13 protein-coding genes are annotated in these 21,986 nt (G+C 48.2%); 8 read left to right on the top strand and 5 right to left on the bottom strand.

Annotation, left to right across the window (positions count from 1 at the left end):
* Positions 1 to 10: 10 nt before the first annotated feature.
* Genes FBF61_RS01655 through FBF61_RS01680 form a run of 6 tightly spaced genes read left to right on the top strand, consistent with a single transcriptional unit; the run spans position 11 to position 10,951 of the window.
* Positions 11 to 2,149 (top strand): hypothetical protein, encoded by a 2,139-nt coding sequence (locus FBF61_RS01655; protein ID WP_138475426.1) that lies wholly within the window; start codon positions 11 to 13, stop codon positions 2,147 to 2,149.
* Between the two features lie 21 nt (positions 2,150 to 2,170).
* On the top strand, positions 2,171 to 4,450 hold the full coding sequence (locus FBF61_RS01660; RefSeq protein ID WP_138475427.1) for a hypothetical protein: 2,280 nt from the start codon (positions 2,171 to 2,173) through the stop codon (positions 4,448 to 4,450).
* A 21-nt stretch (positions 4,451 to 4,471) separates the two neighbouring features.
* A complete protein-coding gene (locus tag FBF61_RS01665; RefSeq protein WP_138475428.1) occupies positions 4,472 to 6,712 on the top strand; it encodes a hypothetical protein in 2,241 nt (746 codons plus the stop codon).
* Positions 6,713 to 6,723: 11 nt separating this feature from the next.
* Complete coding sequence (locus FBF61_RS01670) at positions 6,724 to 9,036, top strand: hypothetical protein (protein ID WP_138475429.1); 2,313 nt, start codon at positions 6,724 to 6,726, stop codon at positions 9,034 to 9,036.
* The gene (locus FBF61_RS01675; RefSeq protein ID WP_138475430.1) at positions 9,033 to 10,115 is read left to right on the top strand and encodes a hypothetical protein; all 1,083 of its coding nucleotides are present in this window, start codon (positions 9,033 to 9,035) and stop codon (positions 10,113 to 10,115) included. Before FBF61_RS01670 ends, FBF61_RS01675 begins: the two co-directional genes overlap by 4 nt.
* 35 nt (positions 10,116 to 10,150) lie before the next feature.
* Positions 10,151 to 10,951: a peptidoglycan-binding protein gene (locus FBF61_RS01680; RefSeq protein ID WP_138475431.1), complete on the top strand. Its 801-nt coding sequence runs from the start codon at positions 10,151 to 10,153 to the stop codon at positions 10,949 to 10,951.
* 4 nt (positions 10,952 to 10,955) lie between these two features.
* On the opposite strand, the gene FBF61_RS01685 is transcribed toward FBF61_RS01680, so the two are convergent.
* The gene (locus FBF61_RS01685) at positions 10,956 to 12,416 is read right to left on the bottom strand and encodes an NAD-dependent succinate-semialdehyde dehydrogenase (RefSeq protein ID WP_138475432.1); all 1,461 of its coding nucleotides are present in this window, start codon (positions 12,414 to 12,416) and stop codon (positions 10,956 to 10,958) included.
* 351 nt (positions 12,417 to 12,767) lie between these two features.
* Here FBF61_RS01685 and FBF61_RS01690 point away from each other — a divergent pair, with 351 nt between their 5' ends.
* Positions 12,768 to 13,844: a helix-turn-helix transcriptional regulator gene (locus FBF61_RS01690; RefSeq protein WP_138475433.1), complete on the top strand. Its 1,077-nt coding sequence runs from the start codon at positions 12,768 to 12,770 to the stop codon at positions 13,842 to 13,844.
* A 661-nt stretch (positions 13,845 to 14,505) separates the two neighbouring features.
* Here the strand turns inward: FBF61_RS01690 and FBF61_RS01695 are convergent.
* The 4 genes from FBF61_RS01695 to FBF61_RS01710 all read right to left on the bottom strand — a co-directional run bounded on the left by FBF61_RS01695 (position 14,506) and on the right by FBF61_RS01710 (position 20,457).
* On the bottom strand, positions 14,506 to 14,826 hold the full coding sequence (locus FBF61_RS01695) for a hypothetical protein (protein ID WP_138475434.1): 321 nt from the start codon (positions 14,824 to 14,826) through the stop codon (positions 14,506 to 14,508).
* 162 nt (positions 14,827 to 14,988) lie between these two features.
* Positions 14,989 to 17,070, bottom strand: coding sequence for a CehA/McbA family metallohydrolase (locus tag FBF61_RS01700; RefSeq protein WP_138475435.1), 2,082 nt, complete (start codon positions 17,068 to 17,070; stop codon positions 14,989 to 14,991).
* A gap of 130 nt (positions 17,071 to 17,200) precedes the next feature.
* The gene (locus FBF61_RS01705) at positions 17,201 to 17,950 is read right to left on the bottom strand and encodes an SDR family NAD(P)-dependent oxidoreductase (protein WP_138475436.1); all 750 of its coding nucleotides are present in this window, start codon (positions 17,948 to 17,950) and stop codon (positions 17,201 to 17,203) included.
* A 173-nt stretch (positions 17,951 to 18,123) separates the two neighbouring features.
* On the bottom strand, positions 18,124 to 20,457 hold the full coding sequence (locus FBF61_RS01710; protein WP_166444393.1) for a malectin domain-containing carbohydrate-binding protein: 2,334 nt from the start codon (positions 20,455 to 20,457) through the stop codon (positions 18,124 to 18,126).
* Between the two features lie 816 nt (positions 20,458 to 21,273).
* Between FBF61_RS01710 and FBF61_RS01715 the strand changes: the two genes are divergently transcribed.
* Positions 21,274 to 21,747: a carboxymuconolactone decarboxylase family protein gene (locus FBF61_RS01715; RefSeq protein ID WP_138475438.1), complete on the top strand. Its 474-nt coding sequence runs from the start codon at positions 21,274 to 21,276 to the stop codon at positions 21,745 to 21,747.
* Positions 21,748 to 21,986: the final 239 nt, after the last annotated feature.

Here is a 21,986-nt window from a genome sequence, read left to right on the forward strand (position 1 = left end):
AAATCGCTTTATGGCAACTACAGATAAATTTATAATCAAGCCTCAGCAGTTCATGCTTGCGAGCAGCGTGAAGTTCATGAACATGGTGTTTTTAAACCCGAACCGGCTTTACGACGAACCTTCGGACCCTGACCGTGCCTATGTGGTAAACGGCGCCAAGTACGGACAGCCGAAATTCAGGATCAAAACCAGAAGCGGTGGCGGGATCACTCCCGACTCGGATGCATTCTGGTTTACCAAAGATGAAAAGGATGGCAAGATCAAGCTCAATGCGATCATAGAAATATACAGGCCCGAAGCTGACGTACATCCGCTCTCGCCTACCAACACCGCCATTTCACTCACATTTCAGTCAGGCGGAAAGCAGGTCGTCAAACCCTTGACGATCACGCAGTCGCCCATGATCAATGCGGTTAATATCCTGCAGGATCTGCATGTGGAGACAGCGGTGGAATGGGATGAGATAAAGGACCTGATCGTAGGCCTGACACAGGATACCCCGGCCATGTTTACCATCAGTATCGATTCGGAACTGTCGTGGGAACGGATCAAGACGGATACTCCCGCTACCCCTCAGCCGCAAACCAGGCCGCCTGTTATCATCCGGGACCACCGGACCGGAGGCGGGGTTATCAGAAGCAACCCGTTTCTGGCCCGGACAGCTATGCTGAGGACTGCGGCCATGCCTATTGGTGACCTCCGGATGACCACAGTCCGAACGGATCTTCTTGCGGCGGCGGCATTGGCAAATCAGCCCATGTCCGGAAAAATTGCTTTGAAATACACAGACATCAAACAGTATACCAAAGAAAACACCTCTGTGTTCGGTGTGTTTTCAGATCAGTTTGAAGTAAAGGAGCTGACCTGGAAAAACCAGTCTCTCGCAAAAAACACCGGGAACTATACGATAAACTACCGCCCGACTTCCAGCCCGGACGTATTTTATTTCCTGCCGCAGGAATTCAGGATCAATGTCAATGAATACTCCGGTGAACCCCGGATTTCGATAGCTATGGTACCATCCGTGGAAGGCGCCGGCCAGCCCGCTACCTACCGGATCAAGAACAGCATCCAGCTTGTCCCCTATTTTAACCCAAAAGCAAAAAAAGACCTTTTCACTACATTGGACAAAGAATCCAAAGGTGTGATCAAATATTGTGACCTGAGAATGGGCGGGTACAGTGCCGCCAAGTTTGTGCTCAGGGATGCGTATGCCGGCGACAATGCTGTGTTCCGGGGTAAGGTACCGGATAAGATCGATAAGATAGATCCGGTTTCAGGATTTACGCTGACGGTGGATTGCTCTCTGGAATCCTTTGATTTTTTCAAAAAAGAGATCACCAGCGGATTTTCTATCGGCGATATTGAATTTGAACTACCCTATGAAGATGCGCAGGGACCAAAAACACTGATCCAGTCAGTGCCGGTTTATCTTGACATCAGAAAACTGGCGGGTATCCCTGTCGATATTGCGGTAACCGAGACGGAATCGGAAATCAAGGGTTTTGCCCTGACCAACCCGAACAAATTCAAGATCAAAGTAGGCGGTGTGGAAGTGACGCTGCTATCCGAAATCAAGGGGACGATCTATGATGCCGACTATGAAATCGGTATCCAGTCACCTTGGGTGGAAGAATTTGCCCCAAACCAGACTGAACAGGTCACACTCAAAACAGGGGATATCGCCGAGCTCGGTGAAGGAAGTTTCTGGACAAGACTAGTAGCCGAGCCCCTGAGCATTTCCCTGACGGAAGATCCCGACGTCATACTGTCCCGGGTGATAGACTACGCAACCGGTGATCCGGAAGTATGGGAACTGCAGATCAGCTGCCCGCTTTTTGAGAGGTGGACCGATCTGGATGCGGAAACGCTGAAGCCTTACCAGCAGATCAGCCGGGTAGAGGTCGAAGTACAAAATGGAGCCAGCAACACATTCACTGTCAATCTTACCAAGACAAACCATACCGGCTCGGTAAAAATGGCGAGGTCTATTTCGCAGATCCTGAAATCGCAGCAGCTCACAGAACGCACCTACAAGTATCGGATTGGTACGCACTATATCCTCGACGACAGCAAATGGACGGAGTGGCTGACCCCCGAAACAACAGCCGGAAACTTCCTCAGCGTGAGGCCTCAAAAACTTGTTTAATCAGCTTTAAAATACAACAACATGATAACGATACCCAGTGTCCTTAACCACAAAAACGTGGCCGTATACCCCGACGACGAGGATTGCAATATGTTTTATGCCATCAAAACGAGTCCTGAGATAAGGCTTGCCCCAACTGGTGAGCCGGTGTTCAGCGGACTGTTCTGGACCGACCAGGCCGATGGGGCGGCCGGCAATACCGCCGGTATCAATGGTGCATGGATCAATTTCGATGCACATCTGGGTGTAAGCGAGCAGGTTTTGAAAGAAATTTCAGACAAGCTAAAATCCGGCCGGGTGCAGGAAAATCGCAGAAAGGTATTGATAAAAAAAGAAAAGGAAAGGCTGGGCCTCATCGCAAAAGCCCGGGGCGAATCGACCATTCCCGATCCCGACATACCGCCCATCCAGGATATCCGTTTTGGCGCCCTGAACTTTACCGAAGGTACCGTGACCCTGTTGGAAGAACAGGCGGGCGAGCTCGTGGGATGGTCATCGGCAGGCGGGCCCGCAAGTCTTATCGGCGACAACAACGCTGCCTTCGCGCTCAGGCTCAACCCGAAAGGTGCGGCCATCTGGCTGAAATCCCTGCAGGCAGGCGTAAAAGCTATCAGCATCCGTTTTGACCTCAAATTCCAGCTCCGGCTGCCCAGTCTGGAGATCAGGGCCTGGGCCGGATCCACGCAGGAAAGCGAGGTCAACAGGAAAGTGGACCGCGTCTGGAGAAATACCGACCAGGGCTGCTCCGATGCCGATGTGGAACGCATTGATGTAAAAGAGGTGACCGAAAAGCTCGTAGAGGAAGGTCTCATGAACATTGAGATCAAAAAAGGCTCTTCCGAAATTTCCGACGAACATGTAAGCCAGCTTCGCAACATGGCGATGAAACTCATCGAAGATAAAGTTCAGGAGATCATCAAAAGCAGGATCCACGGTATGACACCACAGGAAAGATCCAGCTCGATGATCCAGCTGATGTCGGAAGAAGTACGTTCGTTTGTGGAACTTCGCTTTACGCAGGAAGATGTAGTGGAATGGAAGATATCGCCCCAGGGAACGATCATGAATTTCCTCGAAGGCATACCCGACAGCAAAAAGCAACAGATCACCAAAGTAGTGGACCTGAGCGAACATGAGGTCGAAACCATCTCGATCGAGACTTCCGCGGAAGCTCCCTGGGACGAGCCACCGTTTGTGAATGCAGTGAAAGTTATCCTTGAATATCCTTCGGCCAATGAAAAACATTCGGTACTGTTCAAAAAAGGAGATCCGAAAAATACCTGGCACTTCAGAAGACCGAAAAAAGACAATGGAGAGGCAAAATATACCACAGAAGTCTACTTCAAAGGTATTTCGGAACCTGCGATCATAAAGGAAAAAACGTCCAACTCCGATACGATCAATGTCAACGTGGGTAAAATCGGGTTGATTGACGTGACGTTTACGCCCCATCCGATACTGGCTTCCCTGACCGGCAACAATGCCGTAACGGCTATTCAGGTGGATGTATCCTACAAAGAAGAAGGGGACCCCGACCATTTTACAGACTCACTGGTACTGAAAGTAGAGGAACTCGAAGGGAAAAAACTCACAAGGATCATCGGAAAAGCCGTAGATGCGCCTCTGGTATGGACGGCCACCTACTTTTCCAAAGACGGAAGCTCCCTTCAGATCCCGCAAAAAAAATCTTACCTGACCGAAAACAACCAGGAAAAGATCGAGGTGCCAACACCCTACCAGGATTCACTTTCATTGAATGTGGAGCTTGCCGCGACCCCTGATGCGTCTGTCAAGAAAATTCTGGTGGAATTCAAATATGAAGACAAGGTCAACAACTTTTCGAGCATCGACAAGGTAGACCTTTCAGCCGAAGAAGAATGGGAAACAGCGTCCATCAAACTGGTACTGCTGGACAAAACGCAACGCAATTACCAATACAGGTACCGGATCGTGTCGGAGGACAACATTGCAAGAAGCGGCTGGATACAGGGTGAAGAATCAGAAGAAACGCTGATCCTGCCATTGTACAAAGTGACGATCAACCCATCGCTGCTCAAAATCGGGACAAACTTTGCAAACGCATTTCTCACGCTTCAGCATGACGACGGCGGTATTATCAACAACAAAGAATGTTTCCTGGATGCAGAATCGGGCGCGAAACCGCTCAGCTGGTTTATACCCCGTACCAATATGAATGCCACGTCGTACAGCTACAATTTAACATTGGTGAAAGATGACGGCACTTCGGTTGAAACTTCCGGTACCAACCAGGGAAGCATGTTAACTCTGAAAGCCCCTTGATCCACCATTAAACCTGCTGACATGCTGCTTTACAAAAGCCCCTTTCTCCTGGTGGACGGCCTGACCATTTTTGCCGACGACATGGACCCGGAAACATTCTATTACGCCTGCAACCAGCCGGTGATCATGACCGGCCCTGATAATCAGCCGAGGCTGGATGCATATGCAATCCTGCCGGAGTCGGGCGTGGGCGGCAATACGGATAGTATCCTGGAAGCCAGCCTGATGATGGACGTTGCACTGAGCGTGACGACCGAACAAATGGAAATGGTAACCAAAGCCATCAAAAAACAATATGGAAAAGAGCCTAAGGCCATCGTACCGGCGCCCATTTACGGAGGCAAAGTATACCTGATCATTGCCGCCGCAGGTGAAGAGCCCGATCCCAAAAAATGGTTTATCACTTCCGAAGTAAAACCCTCGATTTTCGGGGATAATATCGCTTCGCTGGTGGTACGGGCTACCGGAAACGACGCCAAGCTGCTCATCGCCGCCCTGAACTCCGATACCGTTGCGGCAGCTGTGTACTACGAGCTGGATATGCTGGGCATTGCGCCGGTTTTCAAGGCCCACATGAAAGTGAACTGGTCTTCTGTGTACCATCATTTTGAGAAATTCGATAAGCTCAACCTGATATTCTACACGGACGAAATCACAGAAACCATCGATAAGCTCACCGAAACAAGCGCTATCGAAGTGGTAATTGAAGAACTCGACCCGTTCATCAAGAGCGAGGCTATGAAGAGCCTTATGAATGAGCTGAAAGCCGAAGTGATCAAGAAGCTGTTCCAGCCTGCTTCTTCACCTCTGAGCGCCTCCGGGAAGGTGGAGGACAGGATCGCTGCCGGAGTGAGCAGGGTTGTGGCTTCGCTGGCGATTGGCTCGCACCACATCAGGCGGAACATCGACGAAACCCACCTGAGCACAACCATTGTGGAGCTCAGCCAGAAAAACGTCAAAACCTACCCCCTAAACCCGCAGGCATTGGTACCGTCCATGATCAAGGCGGCCGGCGGTATTAAGGATAAGATCAAGTGGATCAAACTGGATGAACTGCCGTTTATTGAGCAAAAAGTGGAGGTAAGGCTGGCTGCGGATACTTTCAAAACCTCCAATATCACATCGGTTATCATCGAATGCCGGGTGGTGGATACCGACGGGGAAAAGATCAAAGTGCAGGAAACGGTCGTTTTTGACTCCGATGATGTGCTGGCGAACCATATCAGTTTTATCAGGGAGAAAGATAAAAAATACCGCTACGACTACCGTACCACCCTCTTCATTAATGTAGCGGCATCCAATTTGCCTACAACTTTGGAAATTGAATGGGCCCCGCTGGATTCACCGTACATTTATTTTAATGCAGCTGAATATTTTGAAACGAAAAAACTAAACATCAGTCTGGACGATACCGACATCTTTGAACATGCTACGGTCGTACAGGCGGATCTTAAGGTGCTCAACAGGACAGACCAAACACCTGTCCTCAACCAGACTTATTTTTTCCGGAAAACAGACAATGAGCAAAAGTCGCTTTCTGTGATCGTCAACAAGGCCATACCGATCCAGTTTGACCTGGAACTGATCTACTTTATTTCAGCTTCCAAAGACCATAAAACCGTTCTTAGGGATATTACTTCGGAAGTTCTTTTTATACCCAATCCTTTTGAAAACAAATGGTCCGTAGACCTGATCTGCCATGCCGACTGGGAGAAAACGAGTAAAGTGATCCTGGAAACAAGGATACTCGATGCTGAACGGCTCGATCCGATCCAGATGAAATTTGATTTCAACAAAGACCTCACTGAGACAAAACTGGTAGCGGCCACCAGTCTCGACACCGCGAGCCAGGCTTTTGAATACAAAGTCACCTGCCTCACGACCGACGCGACCATTATTCACGGCCCCTGGATGCAAAATGAGGACAGTATCCTCGTGATCACCGATCAGATCAAGCCGGAAAGGATCATCCGCGCTACCCTTGCCTCTGCGCCGGACTTCACCCAAAAGGATATCCAGCAGGTGACCGTTGAATTTACTTATGAAGACAGCAAAAACCAGATCAGCGAAGTCAGCGAAAAACTGGTTTTCAAGAAAAAAGGGGACGTTGTCGAGTTCAGGCACCCGATGCCCGATTTTACCCAAAAAGAATTTAAATACAGGGTGAGGGCAAAAAGCAGAAGCGGAGAAACCTATAAGGCTGAATGGGTTACCGAGAAAAAGGAAAAAATAGACATTGTCATCCCGGAAAATATCTGGTAAATAAACAGACTATGCTTGACCTATCAAAACCTCTTGGCATACATGAAGGCGTTGTCTTCTACGGTGACCATGAAACCGATTCCCTGGTATATTACTTTCCCGATGAAGTAAGCCTTGCGCCCCAGATCAGCAGCAGCGGCGGATCCGAGAAGGTATATGAATTGTTTTTCCAGATTTTCAACGAAGGCGGAACCATTGAAGGCGACCTGGAAGAGCTGCGAAAAACAGCCGGGTCGATCCTTTCTCTGGGCATACAATGTACCGTATCGCCGCCGAGGCTGGAAAAAGCGATGCAGCTGCTCAAAGCTGCGCATCCGGGTTTTCCCGAAAACATGAATGCGACAGTGCCTCCCTGGAAAGACGGCACCGTAAACCTGATGGTGCTGGATGCGATCACCAGCAAGGAAGAAACCATGTCCAACGATTCGTTTGTGAAAAGCATTATCGGCGCCAACAAGCCGTCGCTGATGTCGTCAGACCTGAAAAGTATCTTCAATGTACGGCTTGACCGCCGGGGTACCGCACTCACACTGGCTGCCCTGGAAGGTGAGGCAGGCAATGTGGCCGGTGTACTTTATGACCTCAAATATACCGCGATCCGTCCGGCCCTGGACCTGCGGATATGGGCAAACCTCGGCAGATGTTACGATAGTGTTTCTCACCAGCTTGGGGTTAAGGCAGAATTTTATTATGGTGTAAAATTCTCATTAGGTGCAGATTTTGAATGGGTTACAAAAAAACTCGAAGAAGACGGGGATCTGAAAATAGAAGTACTCAGCCAGGCCGAAGATCCCGAAACCAAAAGGATGATCGATGAAATGGTGAAGGATTTCAAGAACAGCATTTTGCAGGAAATGTTCCGGCCTTATGTCAATCCGCAGACGGTCAACATTCCGGGTGCGGCCGCTGAAAGTATGGTACCGGTTGTGGGCGTAGCGTATAAATTCAAAAAGGAGAAAATCTCCCATGACAAGGTGATCGAAGTGGATTACCGGGAACGCTCCGCGATAGTGAGGACCCACAATCCCCAGTCGCACCTGTGGGTGCTTGGCAAGCAGATTGCCCAGAACAGAAGCAAATACGTCCAGAAAATAGTTTTCAGTGATATATGGCGGGAACAATCGCTCACCATCAAAATGGTATACGATTTCGAAGCACCCGAAAGCGACCTTCTGAATGCCGAACTGATCGTCTGGCGGGCGGCGGACGGTGTGAAGGAAAATGTGAAAGAAGGACGGTTTGCGATCCCCGATCTTGCCACGCCTCTTAAAAACCTGAGCTTTAACAAAGACAGTAATGAAAAAACAACGATCGCCTGGAATTGCGAAAAGGATGAACCGATCGGATATTATTACCAGATCAGGTTCCTGTATGAAACCAACAAGCCCAATGTGACCAGTCCGGCAGAGATCATCACTCCACCCGAATTCAGCAGCAACGAAGATCTCAACATTTTCCCCGATACGTATATTTTCCACCGTCGCATCGAGATACGGCAGGGCAACATATCTTTTCAGGAGTTCAAAAGCGTGGATGTCTCGCTGAAACTCAAAGATGACACGGGCAATATCCTCGGCACGGAAGTCATTACGGTCAATGAAGAGAACAAAAGCGCAATATGGACGGTACGGGGCAAGGATAAAAACGCGCTCATGCCGGAAGCGACCAAAGACTTCTTTTACAGCGACGAGCGGCCGTCAATCAAAACAGCACCGCTTTTCCTGATCGACGACGAGATTATCATCAATAAACCGTTCCTCCGGTCGAGCTTCAAGCTCATTCCGGTGGTAGCCGGCAAAAATGAATCTGTTGTAGAGATCCTGCTGGAAATTATCATTACTTCCCCCGAGCTGGACGATCCGTTAAAAGAACTTTACAGGATCAAGGGGCCCGCTTTCGACGCCCAGGAAATTGATATCAAGCTGCACTCTGATAAGGACAAGATTTCCTATACCGCAAAGGCGATCACGAACGAGGGGAAAATCATCGATATCAGCAACGGCCCTGTGCCCACCAATGCCCTGGTGATCGACCTGAAAAGGACGACTATGCGGGAGATCATACTGGAATGGGAAGGCCCGACGCCCGAGGCCAGGGGATTGAAAAACCTGACCCTGGAATTAAAGAAAAGCCTGAACGGACAGAGCAGCCAGGAGACGGTTGTTTTCAGCGGGGATATTGTCCCGGCCCCGGTCCGCAAGCAGTTCGACCTGAATGAAAAAATAGAATGGAGGATTTTGAAGCGGTTTCAGGACGGCAGCAGGGAAAAAGATGAGTTCAAACCACTGGGAGACGATCAGACCATTATAAAATTAAAGGCATGAAAAAGTATATTCTTCTGACAGCCGGATATGAATACCAGAACGGCGGGACCTTCGTTGGGCTCGCCGACCAGAGAAGACAGTTTTTGCTTGGGAAGCACCCCGAGTGGCGGAACGATCCCGAGGTGATCTTTGTAAGATTTGATCCGAAATCAGGAAAGATAGATCGCAATACTTCCGCTGCGGGCGCCGGGACCTGGACGCCGGAACCCGTGAATTTTGAAGCTGTGAACAGGCGGGTGCATTACCGTGAAGGCCATCTGCTGCCTTCGGACAACAGGCTCATGTCGATCACGGATGTGTACCGGTATGCTATAAACATAGGCGCTACGGAGCCCGGTACTTTGTTGGAATTCAGCATCATAGGACATGGCTGGTTCGGTGGGCCGATCTTGCTCAATTCTTTCCAACGCGACGAGTACACCGCTTCCGGTGACAACGCGGCCCTCCGGGATCCCTGGGACAAAGACGGCCGGACGAAAGACTTTTTCAATCAGAATATGAGCGATGCCGATTGGGAAAATTTCAAAAATGCCTTCGCGTCAGACGGCTACGCCTGGATCTGGGGTTGCCTGTTTCCAAGGGCCTACTACGATACTTTGTACAAATTCATGCAAACCCCTGAGTTCAAAGCCAAGCCCATGGCCAGCCTCACGGATTCCGATTCTTTCACCATTACCGTCAACAGCACTTTTGTCAACGATTATTATAATGTGGACCGGCAGTTTTTCCCGACCGACGATAATACAAAGACATTTACCCGTTCGCTTCTCGATCTGAAACAATATTTAAAACGCGGCATACGGCGCTCCTACCCGGGCCGGTTTGTGTCCGACACAGGCATTACCTGCGTGGCGGGCTACCTGGGTACGTATTCAGACTACGAAAGGAGCTACCCCGGCCATCCCGCCCCGCATCCTGTCATGGTAATCCCCAGAAATGCTTCCGTATTTGGAACCGATTTCACCAGGGTTATCAATTTTTACAAGACTTTTCTGAACATACCCGAAGATCCCGACGGGCGCGGATATGCTATTTATAATGCCGTTCAGGTGAACCAATGGTGGATTGATACGCAGTAGCCAGTTACATTTTCTACATTCTAACTTTTTCCTTTATGCAAATTCTCCAACTCAATTCATCCGGGGCCGACGTGGTCCGTTTACAGGAAAAACTGAAATCCCTGGGGTTTAATCCCGGTAGTATCGATGGCGATTTCGGGCCTGGCACTCAGGCAGCCGTTATTGCATTCCAGCGGAGCGAGGGGCTATTGGCAGATGGTATCGCAGGCCTGAAAACGCTCAAAGCGCTTGGCCTTGAACCGGAGCCGGAACTGATCGCAGCCAGCTCCGTCATATCCCAGGTCACTGTAGGTGTTGTTTCCCGCATGTTCCCGCTTACCCCTCTTGACAACATCAAAAAATACCTGCCGGCGGTACTTGCCGCTTTACAGAAATTCGGCCTCACCGACAAGCATATGGTATTGATGGCCCTGGCCACGATTCGTGCAGAAACAGCTGGTTTTCAACCGATAGATGAAGGAAAATCAAGATTCAACACCTCGCCCGGCGGCAAGCCTTTTGACCTTTACGATAACCGCCGCGACCTCGGTAACCAGGGGCCTCCGGATGGTAATTCGTTCAAAGGGCGGGGTTTTATACAACTTACCGGCCGCAGTAACTACCAGACCATCGGCAAGGAACTGGGCGTGGACCTGATCGGAGATCCGGCAATGGCCAACAAACCCAATATTGCCGCCGAGGTACTCGCTTTGTTCTTGAAACGCAAGGAAATAAAAATAAAAGAAGCACTTCTGGAAAATGACCTCCGGCGTGCGCGAAGGCTTGTCAATGGTGGCAGTCACGGACTGGATGCCTTCACCGAGGCATACCGCACCGGTGAAAAGCTCCTGTCGTAAAAGGTCAGGAATTGATACCTCCGAAACACAAATATTTGATTTCCATGTAGTAATCCATTCCGTATTTTGACCCTTCGCGGCCTATCCCGGATTCCTTCACGCCCCCGAAAGGAGCTACTTCCGTGGATATGAGCCCGTCGTTGATACCGACCATGCCATATTCCAGCGCCTCAGCGACCCGCCAGCAACGGCTTACATCCCTGCTGAAAAAATACGATGCAAGTCCATAAGGCGTATCGTTGGCCAGCCTTATCACCTCTTCTTCGGTCGAAAAGCGCGATACCGGCGCCACCGGCCCGAATACTTCCTCCTGTGTGATCACCATTTCCGGGGTAACGTCTGTGAGCACTGTGGGTTCGAAAAACAGGCCGTCCATTTCGTTTCCACCGACCATAACCCTGGCACCTTTGGAAACTGCATCAGCCAAATGCTGCTTCACTTTTTTCAGCCCCTTTTCATTGATCAGCGGGCCCATCTGGCTGTCGGTATCCAGTCCGTTGCCCACTTTCAGCGCACTTACGGCTTTTGACAGTTTTGCGACAAATTCCTCATATATCCCATCCTGCACATACAACCGGTTTGCACAAACACAGGTCTGGCCATTGTTCCTGAACTTGGATATCATGGCACCTTTTACGGCTGCGTCTACATCGGCATCGTCAAAAACAATAAAAGGCGCGTTACCTCCGAGTTCCAGGGAAATCTTTTTCAGGTTGGATGCACATTGTTTCATGAGTATTTTGCCTACCGCGGTGGAACCGGTGAAAGACAGTTTCCGCACTTTGTTATTCCCGCAAAGTTCCTCCCCTACCTCGGTGTTCCTGGTGGTGGTTATTGTATTGTAAACTCCTGGCGGGAATCCCGCTTTTTCAGCTAAGTAGGCGATAGCGAGGCCGGTAAGGGGTGTTTCGGAAGGCGGCTTCACTACTACCGGGCTGCCTGCTGCCAGTGCCGGCCCCACTTTGCGGGTGATCATGGCCAGCGGGAAATTCCAGGGGGTAATGGCAGCTACCACACCAATGGACTGCTTCACAACCACGAGCCGCCGGTCTTTGGTATGGGCCGGTATCACATCGCCGTATGAACGTCGGGCTTCTTCGGCAAACCATTCGATAAACGATGCACCATAATCCACCTCGCCCCTGCTTTCCGCCAGCACTTTTCCGCATTCCATGGTCATTAACCTGGCGAGTTCTTCTTTGTGCTCCATCATCAATGCATACCATTTTTTCAAAAGACCGGCACGTTCTTTGGCCGTCAAATCACGGTATGCAGGCCAGGCGGCATTTGCGGCATCAATCGCCTTCCTGACATCCGATGCATCCATGTCGGTTACCGAGGCTACGACATTTCCGTTTGCGGGATTGACAACCTCAAAAGTTGCCCCGCGAGCTGCGCTTACCCAGGTTCCGTTTATGTATGCCTGCGTCCTGATCAGGCTGTTCACTTCTTCGTTAGTGGTCATATTGTATATTTTGAAAATCAGATAAAGCTGCAAAAAAGTAATGCCCGCCCGAGTTTTTAAGTATTTTGATTTAAAAAATACTCAAAATCGCCTTTAAACTTGGCTGTAAAAAAAGCAGTCGGAACATACCCGTCCTCACTGACATTTAAGCTATAACTATTTGAAACGGTCCAACTTAGTCCATTTAGTAGTTTTTTTTACGGTCCCCATTTCTAAAAAAACGGTACACGGAAGCGGATATCCTTTGAGATCCCAATGTATTTTCGTACCATTGTTTATATACAGTCTAAATACAGAACGGTTTTACGAAGGTATCATTTGAACGAATTGGCATAAGGAGATCATGGAGAAATGAATGCGACATTGAATTTCAAGCAAGAAACAATTACCCCCGACTGGCACTTCCCCGATTTTGCTGCGCCATATCATGAAGAAATCACCGACAAAGAGATCGTCTATGACGATGAATACGGTAAGGGAACAGGCAAGGAAATATTGCTCGAAGGCGTTTACATCTGGTATGGGCGTTTTCAGGTACAATCCAAAAAACCGATGCTGATCAGGTCGATGGGCTCGCACGTGCAGCTTAATTTCTGCATACAGAGCACTACAAGCTATTTTTCAAAAAATTCGTCCAAGCCCTTTGTCAGGTTTAAACCGCATCAGCACAATATGATCCTCCTTCCGCAGAAGGACATGCTGATTCAATGGCAGCCAGGTGAGGAAACCGAATCTTTTGCGATCAATATCACTACCGACTTTTTTTTCGATAATTTGCCAAAAAGCCACCCGATATGCGCACATTTCCGCAGGGGGATGAATCTTTCGATGCCCGAATTTCTGAGCCGTCAAAATCTGCCGTTGACCTCTAAAATGATCGCCACGCTGTTTGAATTAATCCATTGCAATTATTCCGGCTATCATAAAATCCTTTTCATCAAAGCCAAGGTGATCGAGCTGCTTGCGCTGCAGTTTGAACAATATGAACAGCTCCCGCTGCTGCATTTTACATCGTTTTTGAAGCATGAAGACATCGAAAAAATGCATGCGGCCAGGCAGATCCTGATCGATAACGTTGAAAAACCATTGTCACTACGCGACCTTGCACATCAGGTGGGAACCAATGAGTATAATCTTAAAAAGCATTTCAAAGAAATTTTCGGCAAGACTGTTTTCGGTTATCTGCACGATTTCCGAATGGATGAAGCCAAACATCAGTTATGTCAGGAAGGAAGCAAAATAGTGGAAGTGGCTCAGAGAATGGGCTATAAACATGCGACACATTTTACGGCTGCCTTTAAAAAACACTTTGGCTTTCTCCCCAATAAAATGCGGATCGGGCTTTTGCACCTCGTCCATTTTTCGGAATACCTGATCCAGCTTTCCACCGAAATCCTGCAGGAGGTTTATCTGGTGGAAATGATTTGAGAGGGCCTTAAAACTGTGTACTGATCCAGGGTTTTGCAAGATCCAGAAATTCTGGATACAATAGTCGATCCGGCTCCCATCGTTGTGAGGAGCAAATAATAGGAAGAGCCGTCTGAAATTTTCGATAACTCTCCATGATATACGGAGCGTGGGGAATTCGTGCCGGCCATTTAGACCTGGATGCCAACCAATTACGCAAACAATTAATGAGTTCTGCGACATCATTCTTATGAGCCATCGGATCTTGCCCAGCCAGATCCGACAAATAAGATTTTGAAGAAAATGGATTTCCTTCCAGAATCAGATGACTTTTCATTCTTTGTATGCTACTTCCATATCGCTGACAACCCATAAAAAGCCCCAGCTCCAAAGGCATATTGAGCCGTCCATCCCGAACAGATACATCGTGTATACCAAACTGGCACCCATGAATAACATCCATTATTTTATTCAGCCTGTTTGCATCTCCGTCAAATTCCAGTGCACACCGTGAATTGAATCCGCAAGCCTGTGTGGTAAATACTATAGCATGGAACAGCGGTTTGAAAACATCATCAAATGGGCAATTGATAAATACATTTTCACAGTAACCTGCAGGGACAGACCTGCCACCAGTCATTGACTTTTTCACTAGTTTCAGCAGTGTGTGTTATTACTATTATTAGGCATTGTTGTTCAGAAAATCCAATACCGCTTTTTCAGCGATTAGAGCTCTTTCCTGATTGTTGGATGGGACGATAAAAGAAGGCTGAGCGGTATCACGCATCTCGATATCTTTAACAGGTAAGTTATTGTCGGTCGCGTAAAATTTGCCGGAAGACAAATCTCGAACTATCCAATGCCCCGTGCTGGCGTTCCTGGCTTGGGTTAGGGAGGTTGAAATCATTGGTCGTTTGATGGTAGAAAATATTTTATTCCTGGAAGAGATTGCCATGGGTAACAAAGCTGAACACTTTACAAGGATATCTGATTTTCTGTTCATTGGACAAACATTGTGTGTGGTGACTAAAACAAAACTTGTTAAAAATTTCCAGAATTACAAATCCTACATCAAAATATACGCTCAAAATTCTTAAGAAGCCCGTCAAACCTACTAAATATTCTGTTTTGTGACATTTTAAAAAAATCGAAATGAAAACCAGGTTCACTTCCTGGCTTGGACGGAAACCTCCCGGGAAGTTAAAAATTCCTGAATAGCTTTTTGTACTTTTTGGGATGCGTGTTTCAATGCGCCGGAAAATTCCGTTCCCGACAATTTATTTTGTTCATTCAAGATGGCTGCAACCTGTATGATTACAGACTGATCGAAATTTTCCAGTTGCTTCAGAAGTTTCGGGATTTTGAGATCAGGAATCTCAGTCAGTTGCCGGGCATAACCGAAGGCGCTTGTCCTTTTACCATCCTTGTCGCAGTCCAGCCATACCGCGCCCGTGGAGCCGATCACACGCGGGTTCCACGCACTGGAAGTACGCGAGTACGGATTGGGAATCATCCAGAAAGGGCGCCCGGGATCTGGCCCTTCCGCAATGGCCACCAGGTAGGTATCCTGCATTTTGACCGGTATTTCCCAGGTTCCCTCCCATTTAATTATTTTGCTGTTCTTGGGATCAATACGCGCCTCGCGGATCTTTTGCCCATTGGCATACAAAGAAATTTTATCGGCACCAGTCCACGACGGCCCGAGCACCCGCACCAAAACATTCACTTTGCCCGATACCGGCACGATCTCACCCGGGCCATATTTTTCATCCACAGTTATTTCTGTCAAAAGCCCGAAACTGACGGACACCCTGCCCGCCAGAAACTGCTCCGCCGCGTGATTTACATCGATATTCCGGGCAGAAGAAAAGGCAGTGTCCCTGATATATGTCCGGCCCTGCCCTACCAGGTACCGCATCACATCATGCGAGTCACTTGAACCGACAGGCGTGATAAAACTTCCGTGATTCAATACGCCAAACCAATCCCGGTAAAGCTGCATGACATCCTTCTGCTGCGAACCCGAATTAAAGACTTCCATCGCGTTGACCGGCAGCTGCCAGCCGTCAAGATCGATACCCGCGACAGATAGGTAGCGCTTTGGCCCGAAAGGTTGGAAATTATTGTGAAAATCGCGCGCGTGGTTCAGGATAACTATGGGCGTCGAATTTCCGAGATTTCTCGCAACCGACTTCCAATCGTTTACCCGGTGATCGGGCAACGCGGAATTTTTGGTTACGGGAAAAACATTGAAATGCCCCACCGGAGTAGTGTATTCGTTTCCCAAAACCGGCGTAAAAAAAGTATCCAGCTGCATTTCCCGAACCAGTGGTTTCACGTCAGCCAGCACATTATGATCCGTAAAAACCGGCAGCTCTATGCCTTCGCCGGCGATAGTCAGTAACCGTTCCGCAACAGTCGCATCACCATGGCGCGAATGAGTAAAGGTATGTACATGTGTGTCCGAAGAAATCCAGCCCCATGTAGGCACCTCCCGCGCTATTCTGAACTGGTGCCGGACAAACTGACCTTTTTCAATGTCCAGTTCCAGCGAGTCTACACCATATTCAAACCCACGGGTTGCATACACTTTGTACTTTCCCGCGGGAAGGGTAAAAGAAGCTGCACCGTTTCCGGTATAAATACAGCCCGCGCGCACCGCGAGTTGCAGGCCGGGCAAAGTCGCAACGGGCTGGAAGGAATTCCCGGTGTTGGTGATGGTGATACGCGCCGGGACAGGCTTTTCTATACCTTTTTCGGTCACAGACACCTCTATTTTTGCTTCGCCCAGCAATTCATTAATCGGGCTGTTAAATAATGTGATTGCTCCGATGTAGATATCATCCGGCAGATTATCTGCTTTGCCCGCCGGCTTTTTGTAGGATATTAAAATTGTATTCTCTCCATTTTTGAGACTATCAGCAGGAACAGGCAGATAACGGGTCCGCCTGCTCTCGTCCTGGTCCAGTTTCCCTAATTCAAAACCATTGAGATATACAATCCAGCTCAGTTTCACATCCTCCTGCCGCAGCATCAGTGTCATTTCCCTGGTATTCTTTACAGCACTGAACTTCAGTAAATACTGAACTTCCGGGTTCGACGAGAAACGGTCCCATTCCCGCTCATCTCCGGCGCGTAAATGATGTATTTTGTCATCAAGAACCTGGGCGTTTAAAGACCCGCAGCAAAACAAAAAAAGTACAGGCAGGCCAGCCCGTATACCGGATATTCTACTTTTCTTTTTCATCATCGTGCATGTTATGAATACTACTGTCTTTCAATAAGAAAACAAGCCGTCCCATTTACCCAGGCACAAAAAAAGCACCGCCACAAGCTGGTGCTTTTTACCCTTATTACTCAACACTATTTTTTCAAGATCACTGCGCCAGATAACCGCCATCAACCGGATAGTAGGAACCTGTAATGAAGGATGCCTTTTCAGAGCTCAGAAAAAGCACCAGCTCGGCTACTTCTTCCGGCTGCCCGAGCCTGCCCGCAGGGTGTTTGGATTCGAGCCATTTCAAAGTGGCTTCATCGAAATCCTTTAACAATGGGGTAATAATAAATGCAGGTCCGACAGCATTGGCGCGAATATTGTGCTGGCCGTACTCCAGTGCGATGTTCTTCGTCATCCCCACCACGCCGTGCTTCGCTGCGACATACGCGGGGCTATTGGCAAAGCCAACGCTCCCCAGAATGGAGGCCATATTCACGATGCTGCCGCCACCGGATGCCAGCATAGCCGGGATCTGGTACCGCATGGCGTAAAAAACACCTGAAAGATTTACTGCAATCACCTTATCCCAGCCCTCGACAGGATATTCACCAGTAGGTGCCGACGGGCCGCCAATGCCGGCGTTGTTACATGCGATATGCAATGCACCGTATTTTTCAACCGTAAGCGATACCAGTTTCTGGTTGTCTTCCGGCAGAGATGAGTCTGCTTTTACAAAAATAGCATCTCCTCCTTTTTCTGTAATCAATGCTACCGTTTCGGCCCCCTCTTTTTCATTGATGTCCGATACCACCACTTTCGCACCTTCCTGTGCATATAAAAGTGCTACACTCTTCCCGATCCCTGATCCGGCACCGGTGACAATGGCTACTTTTCCAATTAACTGGCTCATATTTTTCCCGTTTAGTCAACTCATAAGATACATTTAAAATTCCGGCCATCCGACCGGAAAATACATGACGAGCGTCACAAGAAAAACTGAGATTTGCTAGAAAAAATTAGGCGGGACTGTTATCCAAAGGCTGCGGGGTATACTTTGTTTGGTCAAAGCATACCCCGCAGGGATTAGTTTTTAACGATTTTGTAAGTCAATCTGCTGCCATCGGTGCGGTTCACGTGCACCACGTACATGCCCGAAGGAAGATTTTTCACATCTATGCCTTCTGCTGGCGCAGTCCGTGATTCAAGGACCATGGTCCCCAGCATATTAAACACTTGTACTCCTGTAATTTTATCCAGGTTGTCCACTTTCAGGATCAGCTTTTCGGCCACCGGATTGGGATAAAGTGATGCACCGAACTCAATATTAAAGCGCAGGTTAACCAGTTTTGAGTAGGCGTAGGTACTGTCGCTGTCTATCATTTTTAGACGATAAAGATTTTCGCCGTCGAGCGGATTTGCATCCACAAAAGAATAACTGAACGGTTTCACGCTCTCTCCCTGTGCTGCCACCGAACCAATCGCACTCCACGATTTACCTGACTGGCTACGCTGAATTTCAAAACGTTCACTATTGACTTCGTCTGCTGTGCTCCAGTTGAGCAAGGCAGTATTGCCTTCTCTTGCCGCAGTAAAATCGATCAGTGTCACAGGCATGGCAGTATCGGTAATTTTGAAAATCTCGATCGCGGCAATCGCAAGCCTGTTGACAGTTGGCGTAAAATTGATATTGAGGACGTCGTCCAGTACCGATGTCGTGAAATCTTTAACAATCGCAGTACGATAGCCCACTTCATTGTATATATCCAGATTGTTTAAGATCTGCTGCCCTTCCATCGTGCCGCTGAAAACCCTTTGTCCGGGTTGTCCGTCAAAGTAATTTTCTACGAAATGCATACGCACGAGATAACTACCATTGGTGAGCGGAATGTTATACCCGGTAGCGGCAAGATCTGTCGCCGCAGAAAGATACGTCTGGTATAACTGATCAACGTCCGTTCCCGCCACGTCCGAAGGACTTACCTGGCTGTCGAGGCGTACCGAGCCTGTGCGGTAAGCCTGGTCGGATTCATATTCAATACCCCCGATTGTCACATTGGAATCCGAGCCACCTTTAATCCGCTTCACGACGCTTACCATCGAAACGCTGCTACGGCCTGAGCCGTAAAGCGGAATGCGGAGAGGCGATGTAGAATTATTGTAGCTGATAAGTATGGAAGCATTTTTAATCCCCACTGAAGTCGGTGTAAAACGAACATCCAGGGAGGCTGTGCCCTGGGCGGGTATGTTGGTCGAGCTGATAGAACCTAATGAAAATTCACTGGCATTTGGGCCGCTCAGCGTGATCCCTTTAATTGTTATTGCCGGATCTGTTGAACTATCGTCATAGGTCGTACCCAGGTTTTTAACAGTAAAGTTAATCGTGCTGTCTCCTCCTATGGAAACCGGGTTGAACGCTACCGCAGAAGATGTAAGCGGCGCAAGGGTAGAGTAATTGGCAGTTCCTGTTTCAGGACGTACATTTTCTATAAAGTACATATTGTCCTGGTAATCGTAGTTCGTAAATTCTACATCAATGTAATCATGATTTACAAAGTAGGCATTGGGAACCACATTTCCGTTTGCGTCAACCGCCTTTAAAAATCGCAATCCGATCAGCTGGCCTGGGTTTCTGGTCCTGTCGGAATAAGAAATCCCTACCCGGATACCAAAAGCACCGGAAGGTTCAAACGAACCCTGCGCCAGCGCCAGCGTCCCGTTTCTGATCCTGGGTGTGAGGCTTTGTCCGTCGAGTGTACTATGGGAGAAAAGGCTCACATTACCGCCACCGCTTGTAAGGAAATAATCAAATGATTCGGTGGATGCACAGCATGCATGATATGCCGCCAGCTGATATACCTTGACAGGTTTCGCAGGATCAGCCCTTACGAAATGGGAAACTGCAATTTCTTCGGAATTGGGAACAACCGTGGACCCTTCTATTGTACCGTCGGTTGCATTATATCCAGCTCTTGAACTGAAATTAAAAGCATCTATGATCTCCTGCGCATAAGGCTCGTTCCTTCCTTCACCCTGCCTCTGGTACAATCCATGAAGCATCACTTCTTTCGCAGGAGAAATACCGTCGTTACTATTGATTGTGAGCTTGTCATGGAATACTTTAACCCTCGTTGCCGCATCCACAGCGATAAACTGAACAACCACTTCCGCATAATTCCTTGTGGCAACGCTCACCGGCAGGGTAAACGACGTGTTCCCGTTGACCGAAAGAATTTTCCAGGCCGTCGGGTCCGATAATACCAAATCGCTCACAACCAGATCATCGCCTCCGAAATTGTTGATCCTGAGACGGATGCGATCGTGATTTTCATTATAGGGAGTTACTTCCGGGGATGTCCGTCTCCATGGCTCCTGGATCAGAGAGAAGACGAGCTGGTCATTGGCGGGAAAATTATCCATGTTTTTCAAAACCATATAGGGTCCCGCAGACTGAGCGTAGGCGCCGGGAGCCATCACACAACCATAAATCACACATACACAAGACAATAACAAACGAAATTTGTTATTTACAGTGTTCAATAAAAACATTTTGTAGAGATAATTTTTCACCATTTTTACTTCATTTAAGTGAGTTAGTAAACGCTATGGACAAATAATGCAAAACGGATTGCCTGCTAATCGTGAGATCAGCAAGAAACGTGTAATGCCAGCATGGTTTTGAGGAGGGGTGAATCACAGTATTCGTTGCAGCAAACAACAACGATCAAAAAGAAAGCGAACTTCGGTCCAGGCCAGGCAAACAGAATTAATTTGATCTCCTTCTCCCCTATTTCACCCATTTCCTCATCGGATCTTTTCGTTACCCACGTATAAAAGACGTTCCCAAAAATTTGATTGTAGCTATTTGACCATGCAGTTCGAATTAATTTTCAAATTCCGCTTTCAGAATCTGACGTGACAGTTTTATTAAAATAATTGTGCAGACAACTATGAGGTAAAAATGGTTTTAAAATACATACACCTGCAATATTTTATCATAAGACGGACAAATTGAGTCACAAAGCGGACAAATACGCAGATTGTCATTTTGGCCCGATATCCGGCTACAACCCGCCCGTCGCCAAATAAATACTGCGGAAGTAGAACTTTTTAGTGAATCAGGGCAACTAGTATGTATTCGAAAACCAAAAAAAAATCCGTCCAAAATGTCCAGTTTCAGACAGCCCGTTGATTAGGCAGGTGTAGTTCAAACATTCAATCATAATCAGAATCAAAATGAATCAAAGAATCAATGCTTTTGAAAAAGGTCAGCAGGCTATGAAGGCGATGTACGGCCTCGGAATGTATCTGTCCAAATCCTCCATCGAGCAAAAACTGCTCAACCTGATCTACTTCAGGGTTTCGCAGATCAATGGCTGCGCCTATTGCCTCGACATGCATTCCAAAGATCTGATGATAAAAGGAGAAAGTGAGCAACGGCTTTTCATTCTGAATGCATGGCGGGAGGCACCGATGTTCACCGATCGTGAACGCGCCGCACTGGCGTGGGCCGAGTCCGTTACCCGGCTCCGGGAAGGGGAGGTTACGGATGAAGTTTACGAACAGGCAAAAGCCGAGTTTTCAGATACGGAACTCATCGACCTCACCCTGGCCGTGACGACCATTAATACGTACAACCGGATCAATATCGCTTTCCGGACAGCTGCCGGTAGTTATGAGCCGGGTGCCCATGCTGTAAAGGCCGGTTAAGAACGGGCAAATCACCAACAGACAAAACCGCGGCAGTTTGCATAGTGATGCAAGCTGCCGCGGTTTTGTCGTCTACATGGTTAATCAAAAAGTGATGACAGATCAGGATGGCAGGGATATTACAATAACGGAATCCGATTACCTGAACGGGAATTTCCATACGGTGTTTCCCACAAGAAGATTGTATGAATAAAAGTGAAGTATTCTTAATAAACCTGGCAATATATAATCCCCCGAAA

The sequence above is a fragment of the Dyadobacter bucti genome (assembly GCF_005869225.1).
Classification (GTDB): Bacteria; Bacteroidota; Bacteroidia; order Cytophagales; family Spirosomataceae; genus Dyadobacter; species Dyadobacter bucti.